A 4,970-nucleotide genomic window follows, 5' to 3' on the forward strand; every position below is an offset into this window, starting at 1 on the left:
CTTCTCTGAACTAGGCGATGACCGCCATGTCCCGTCCCGGTCAGCTCTGTAAAGTTCTGTCAACTAGCGTTCACGAGTGTCTGACGGGTGCCAGGGTGATCTCAGCATTAGTTCATGAGCACCTCTCAGAAGAGCAACCCGGAGCCGAACCCGGAGCAAGAGCCAGCGGCTTCTATGGGTGCCCAAAGCGAAGAAATGAAGCGAACCGGACTCCGAGTCGGCCTGGCATTGGTATCGGCTGCTGTCGGGGGCGCAACTAAGGCAGTCGTCGAGCACTTCCTTAAAATCGATCAGTGAATGCGGCCAGGGGGGACGTGACAGGAGTGAAGCTGAGCCTGATTGCACTGCCATCTGAATCGGAGGTCCCGCCGGGGCCTCACCGCAATCTGCTGACAGCTCTGCACGATCTCTATCGACTATCGGGATTTCCAAGCACTCGGGTGATCAGCAAGGTGATCACCCGATCGGAATTCGCCAGGGACTCTATGTCCCACCAGACCGTCGCGAATATTTTGACGGGTCGCCGCGTGCCACGTTGGCTCAAAGTGGAAGCATTGGTAGACGCGTTGCTCACCCTCGCAAGACGCGAGACAGCACTGTCCGAGCTCGATCGCTTCCGATCACTGTGGGAGTCAATCCACTCTCCCGCAGGAGACCTCCACGGGGAGACCCCTGAGCCTAGGTCTTCTCCGCCCTCCCCAGCGGAGCCGATCCAGAAGACTGAGGCCAGCGGGCCGGTGGAGCCTGAGTCCGAGCAGGAAAGTCCACCGACGTCCGATGCGGGGCAGGGAAAGTGGCAGGTGCTGCTCGATGCACCAACGAGTGAGAAGAACTCACTTCACACTCGCATAATCGCGGCGGGCTGGAATGGTCCAGAGATGTTCAACATCTCGCTCCTTGCCGGGGTTTGTCAGGTCGAGTTGAATCTTCGACATCCCATGGGTAAGGAAATCTGGGAGGTCATGGAGGGAGAAGATCAACAGGCGGCAACCACACTCGCCCTCCTTCTTATCTCCTGGGCCCGCATGGAAGACGAAATGCCTTCGGGGCGAGCCATGGAAAGAATTAAGCAAGCTCGAATTGACTGGGGTCGATATGCTCGCTTGTTCGTCGAGCAACTCCGCAAGTAGTCTCAGTTGATCATTTAGAATCGCCAGTGTCGATGACACGGGCGACGATCTGATCAAACGTGGGGATCCCCATGAAGGTCGGAGAGTTCCTGCGTTCTTGCCGTGCGTCGAGTTGGGCGATCTTCTCTTCTGCCGCGGTGAGACTGACAGATAGTCCTTCGACTTCGCCTAGCCAGCCCTCGCGTTGTGCTTCCGCGATCCGGTCAGTGAGGTTGTCGCGGATTTCGACCAGGCGGGGCCTTTCTGCGGGGGAGACGATGAGGACGGGGCATCGGACACATGCGTGTTCGTGGGCGCAATCTGTTCCGTAAGCGCGGCCGCACTGCCCGAGGGCGAGCTTCCGACGTTCGAAGTGGCCGAGGAACTCCTCCCATTCCTCTGAGGTCACCGATCGGTACTCTTCTGAGGGCCTGAGCGTGCGGCGGCGAGCGATGAATGCCCGATGCGCCTCGATTGCCTCCGCCGGGTAGATGGCCGCGTATCCCATCGTGGTGTTGATGTTGCGGTGACCTGCGATGACTTGAGCGATGTGGGGCGGGAGGCCGTTCATGATGGCGTCGGTGATGAAGATGCGGCGGAAGTCGTGGGGCTGGAATTGCAGCGGCCGCCCGCTGCTGTCGACGAGGCCTGATGCGGCGAGCGTTTCGTTCAGCGCTCGTCGGATGCTGCTGATCGAGATGTGACGGTTCTCACCGGACACCTGCCATTGGTAGAGGACCGGCATGGGAGGGTTCCAGATCCGCTCGTTGGAGTCGTAGGTCCCGACGGATGGCACCGTGCCGTCGACCCCGCGGACACGCTGAATCACCGCGCTGAGAACGTCTGCCAGTTCCGGGTTGATCAGCAGGAGTCGCTCCTGGTCCGTCTTGGACGGGGCGATCTGCAGCAGCGGGACGACGTCTCCTGTCGTGGGCAGTTTGTAGCTGATGATGCTGTGGTGCCCGAGCTCGAGGAGTTCCTCGATACGGATGCCGGTGTGTCTCAGGATCTCGATGGTGGCCCAGGCGAAGAACGCCTGCTTCTCCTCGGTGCGGAGGCTGCGCAACTTGCCGTCGACGGTGAAAACCTTCCCCGGCTTGCCGTCGACTCGCGTCGTTGTCATGGGCAGCGTGAACGTCTCGCCCAGGACGGTGACCTGAGAACCGAGCGGGGCGTTCTCGACTGCTTCGAGGCGGAGTCTGGCTTCCTTGAGGCGCCGGTTCGCCGCGCGGATCAGGGCCGGCAGAACCGGCAGCCGCTCTCTCGTGCGCTGGTCGGTCCTGGCCTTCTGCTCGCGCTCGACCTTCTTGACCGTGCAGTCGGCCTCGCTGATCGGGTTGGGGGCCGCCCACGGTCCCCAGCGTTCCGGCTCCTCCAGCGCCCAGGCCGCGATGTCCAGGTAGAACGCCCGCACCAGCATCTTCGTGGACGCCGCGCTCGTGCGGGGTGCCAGCTCCTTCGCGAGCGACCCGTCGAGCTGGCGCCGGTGAACGGTCTTCACCGCGATGCGTGCTTTCCAGCCCTCTGCGACCTCGGGCGCCAGCCGGAGGCTGTCGATGCCCGGGTGGTGCCGTTCGAGGTCCGCCCAGAACAGTCTCGCGAGAGCGGATGACATCCCCTTCAGGGAGTTGTAGTCGAGACTTGGCTGTCGTTCCTTGAGGTAGTCGACGATCAGGTCGCGAACCGGCTTGCACTTCAGGTCGTATCGGTCAACGAGGTCCTCCGGGCTGACCTGCCCCGTTCGGGCGCCCAAGTGGTGGAAGGTTCCGGGGGCGTGAGCGGGGAAGTTGCCCCGGTCCCTGAGCCACACGTATGCCAGGCGGATGCCGCCGTGGGCCGTGCGTCCAGTCACCGGATAGAAGGACAGCAAGTCTCCGACGGCGATGTCCTTGAGGCGCCCGCCGTAGGCGGCAATGACCCGTGCCAGCGTGTGCACGGCCCGTTTGCCCGCCCTCGAGGTCCACTCGCTCTCGGGCATGGACGCCCTCAGCTCCTCGAACCCTTCGGGATCACGCGTGCGAATGATCTCTGCCGGCAGGTATCGCGAAGAGTTGCTCGCTAGCCAGTGAGAGCTGGGCCGGATGACATCCGCGCAGGTCAGCGTAAGCACTCCGGCCGCGAGGTAACCCAGGCTGGTCTTCTTGGCGCTGACCTGCCCGGTGGCGTTGAGCCAGTCCTGCGGAGCCGAGGCCCAGTCGGCATAGGTGGCGGCCGGGCTCGCGTTCCACCGTTCCTGCCAGGTGGCTCCCGGGAAGGTCTCAAGCCAGTCCAGCATGTGCTGGCTGCCAGTCCTCCGCGCGTGCTGGGTGAGTTCCCGAGCAGCGCTCAGCGGGGGATGCTCGATGCGCGCCATGACCTCCCTGAGGGAGGCGCTGGTGGCCGGCCAGTCGGTGATCCGTGGCCGAGGCGGGAAGGACCGGATGACGTTCGCAGCGTCTCTCCCGCGAAGCGGTCTCGCACTCGTGGGGCCCGCGGCCACCGGCGAGGAGAACAGCAGGTCGGTAGTCATCAAGCCCCGCCCCCGAACAGGACGTTCAGCGACTCAGGGCTGTACTCGGGGTCCCGACGGACCGGCTGGGTCTTGCGCTGCTGTTCCACCCGGGCGTGGTGGGCGAGACCGGCCGCGATGACGTCGTCCCGGCCGGGACGGTTGTAGATCTGCAACGTCGACAGCTGCTTGTGCCCGAGGATGTGCTGAACGTAGACCGGCGGCATGTTCGGGTCGTCGAGCATCAGGAACGTCGCGGTGTGCCGAAGGTCGTGAAGCGTCCAGTTGGCGCCCAGGAGCTCGTTGGCACGGTTGAACATCATGCGGGCCGCGTCGTACTCGAGCGGCCGCCAGGGGCGGCGCAGGGTCCACCACAGCGGCTGCCGACGGCCCCGGGGGACGCCCTTGTTCCAGGCTTCTTCCTGGTAGAGACGCAGCCAGACGAACGCGTCCGGAGTCGCGGGCAGTTCCTGGTAGTCGCGTGTGCCTTTGCGGATCACGCCGATGGTCTGCTGGCCGACGATCGCGCCGCCCTGGGTAGCGGTGAGGAGTTCCTCGGCTCGTGCGCCGGTAGCGACCCAGAAGGCGAGCAGAGCACGGTCCCGGTGCGAACGGAGTCCGGCGAAGACCTCGGTGAACTTGTCCTCGGGGATGCGTCGCGGGACCTGCTTCGGGATCTTGGGCCGGTAGAGGCCGGCGCGCTGCTTCTTGTGGTCGTCCTCGGGATTGTGGTGCGCGTTGGCGCGTGCCGAACGTCGGCCACGGACGAGCGGGAATGGGTTGACCAGCAGCGATCCGCTGTTGCGATCCAGGTGGAAGTCGTAGAACGACCGCAACACCGTCTCGCAGTGCGCCCGGGTTCTCGGCGCGTACTTCCTGCCGACGGTTGGCTTTCCGGTCACTGGGTTCGGTGTTCCCGGCGCCAGCCTGCGGGGGCGGGAGGGCCGAGGGATCTCAGCAGGGTCTTTGCCGCGGTGGCGCCAGTGGACCCGTACCGGCTTGTCCGCCAGCTTCATCCAAAGCATGAAGTCACGGGCGTCCTCGCGTGTGGCCTGGTCCCACTCGATCCCGAAGGCCCACAGGTAGCGCCACCAACGGAGTAGGTCCATGCCGTAGGAGCGGGGCGTCAGCACCGAGCTGTCCGCGGCCATCAGGTCCTTGAAGTACACCGCGGCCGGCTCGACCGGTCTCCCGAACGCGTCGAGGAGCTGCACGGGCTCCCACGGGTCTTCGGTCTCCAGTAACTGACCGATCTCGGGCAGCACAAAGCTCTTCAAGTCCCTTCCGGGACCCTGTTCATCAGGCATGGCGTGAAGCTAGCAGAAACCCTTGCTGACCTGCGAAAACGCTTAGGATAGTTCGGTCAACACGCC

3 protein-coding genes are annotated in these 4,970 nt (G+C 64.2%); 1 reads left to right on the plus strand and 2 read right to left on the minus strand.

Going from position 1 to position 4,970, the window contains the following annotated elements; translation table 11 throughout:
• Nucleotides 1-323: 323 nt before the first annotated feature.
• Nucleotides 324-1,130 carry a hypothetical protein gene (locus RM812_RS40505; protein ID WP_311585769.1) on the plus strand — a complete coding sequence of 269 codons (807 nt, stop codon included), beginning with the start codon at nucleotides 324-326 and terminating at the stop codon, nucleotides 1,128-1,130.
• A gap of 10 nt (nucleotides 1,131-1,140) precedes the next feature.
• On the opposite strand, the gene RM812_RS40510 is transcribed toward RM812_RS40505, so the two are convergent.
• Both RM812_RS40510 and RM812_RS40515 read right to left on the minus strand, forming a co-directional pair.
• The gene (locus tag RM812_RS40510; protein WP_311585771.1) at nucleotides 1,141-3,462 is read right to left on the minus strand and encodes a tyrosine-type recombinase/integrase; all 2,322 of its coding nucleotides are present in this window, start codon (nucleotides 3,460-3,462) and stop codon (nucleotides 1,141-1,143) included.
• A gap of 155 nt (nucleotides 3,463-3,617) precedes the next feature.
• Nucleotides 3,618-4,904: a tyrosine-type recombinase/integrase gene (locus RM812_RS40515; protein WP_311585773.1), complete on the minus strand. Its 1,287-nt coding sequence runs from the start codon at nucleotides 4,902-4,904 to the stop codon at nucleotides 3,618-3,620.
• Between the last annotated feature and the right edge of the window lie 66 nt (nucleotides 4,905-4,970).

The sequence above is a fragment of the Streptomyces lancefieldiae genome, assembly GCF_031845825.1.
Classification (GTDB): domain Bacteria; phylum Actinomycetota; class Actinomycetes; order Streptomycetales; family Streptomycetaceae; genus Streptomyces; species Streptomyces lancefieldiae.